Below are 2,010 nucleotides of genomic sequence, written 5' to 3' on the forward strand. Positions count from 1 at the left end.
GTCTGGTCCTTCGGCACCTACTGGCCGAAGGCGGGCGAAAAGGCCTGAGCCAACCTCGGGCGCTCTGCGAATTACCGAGCCAGCGCAAAGATCGCGTCGCAGTCGAGATGGGTCTCCAGCTCGGCTGCGACCTCGTCCAGCGCCCGCTCGACCTCGGCCCGGTAGTCGATGCCGCCGCCTTTGATGCCGAGGCTTTCGAGGAATCTCCCGCGAAAGCCGTCGGCGCCAAACAGGCCGTGCATATAGGTGCCGATCACCTTGCCGTCGGCCGACACCGCCCCGTCCTCGACACCATTGATGACAGCGGAAGGCCGCAGCGTATCCGGTCCGATGGTGCGGCCGAGGTGGATTTCGTAGCCTTCGAGCGGCAAGTCGAACGGCACCGAACGGGCGCTGACGTTGCGCACCGTCTTTTCCGGTTCCATCACCGTTTCGACGTCGAGCAGGCCGAGCCCTTCGGCTTCGATGACGCTGCCTTCGATGCCGTCAGGGTCGCGCACTGTGCGGCCGAGCATCTGGAAGCCGCCGCAGATACCAACGACATGGCCGCCGCGCTTGCGATGGGCCAGCAAGTCGCGATCCCAGCCGTTCTCGCGGAATTTCAGCAGATCGCCGATTGTCGACTTGGAGCCCGGAAGGACCACCAGCCCGGCATCGGCCGGCAGAGGCTTTCCCGGCGGCACGAACACCACCTCGACCTGCGGTTCGGCCTTGAGCGGGTCGAGATCGTCGAAATTGGCGATGCGGCCAAGCATCGGCACCGCCACCTTCAGCGCGCGTGCCTCGCCGGACGCCAACCGCTCCAGCACCACCGAATCCTCCGAAGGCAGGCGCGCCGCCGCCTTCAGCCAAGGCACCACGCCGAAACATCGCCAACCCGTGAATGTCTCGATCGACTTCAGCCCATCGTCGAACAGCGAAATGTCGCCGCGGAACTTGTTGATGAGATAGCCGACGATCATGCGCCGGTCCTCCTCCGGCAGGATCAGATGCGTGCCGGCGACCGAAGCGATGACGCCGCCGCGATCGATGTCGCCGACCAGCACCACCGGCACGTCGGCGCGCGTGGCAAAGCCCATATTGGCGATGTCGCGGCTGCGCAGGTTGATCTCGGCCGGCGAACCCGCGCCCTCGACGATGACGAGATCGGCGCCCTCGCCGACCTTGCCCCAGGAGTCCAGAACGGCGTCCATCAACTGGCCCTTCATCGCCTGGTAATCACGCGCCCGCGCTTTTCCGAACATTTTGCCCTGCACGATGACCTGTGCGCCGACATCGGTCTGCGGCTTCAGCAGCACCGGGTTCATGTGGACCGAGGGTGCCACGCCGCAAGCGATCGCCTGCAGCCATTGCGCGCGGCCGATCTCGCCGCCGCCAGCTTTGTCGCCGGGAATATCGGCAACGGCGGCGTTGTTCGACATGTTCTGCGGCTTGAACGGCCGCACCTTCAACCCACGCTTCTTTGCCGCGCGGCAGAGGCCGGCGACCAGCACCGTCTTGCCGACGTCGGAACCCGTGCCTTGCAGCATGATCGCTCTGGCCATCAGTCCCTGCCCTGCGCCAAGGTTCCGGTGATATCGGATTTCTGCGCCAGCGGCCCGCCGCGCCAGATGTACAGCGCCAGCAATGGGTCTTTGCCGGTGCGCATGGCGTGATTGACGTTGGACGCGTGGTGGATGACCTCGCCGGCCGTGCGCATGCAAAAGCCGCTCTCGCCCATGCGCCATTCGGTACCGCCGGTCAGCGGAATGTAGATTTCCTCGGCAATGTGATGGTGGTCGGGATAGACGATATCAGGCCCAAGGATCAGCACGCCGGCGGCGACAGCGTCATTGACGAAGTGGCCTCGGGTGCCGAACACTTCCAGCCAGCCGTATTTATCGATGAACTCTTTTCCGAAATCCGCCTCGCTGTAGGTCTGCCCCCAGCGGAGATCGTTGCGCCGTTCAGCAAGCAGTTGCACCAGCGGCTTGGCATCCGGCGGCGCCAGCTCTGCGGCGCGATCAAGAT

At 65.0% G+C, this 2,010-nt stretch carries 2 protein-coding genes; both read right to left on the reverse strand.

All coding sequences use genetic code 11. From position 1 onward, the window contains the following. Nucleotides 1-71: 71 nt before the first annotated feature. Nucleotides 72-1,544 carry a cobyric acid synthase gene (locus tag EN750_RS31715; protein WP_127399056.1) on the reverse strand — a complete coding sequence of 491 codons (1,473 nt, stop codon included), beginning with the start codon at nt 1,542-1,544 and terminating at the stop codon, nt 72-74. Beyond that, nucleotides 1,544-2,010 (reverse strand): dimethylsulfonioproprionate lyase family protein (locus EN750_RS31720; protein WP_127399057.1); only part of this gene is annotated, 467 nt, incomplete at its 5' end. The genes EN750_RS31715 and EN750_RS31720, both read right to left, overlap by 1 nt.

This window comes from Mesorhizobium sp. M7A.F.Ca.ET.027.03.2.1 (assembly GCF_003999175.1).
Taxonomy (GTDB): Bacteria; Pseudomonadota; Alphaproteobacteria; order Rhizobiales; family Rhizobiaceae; genus Mesorhizobium.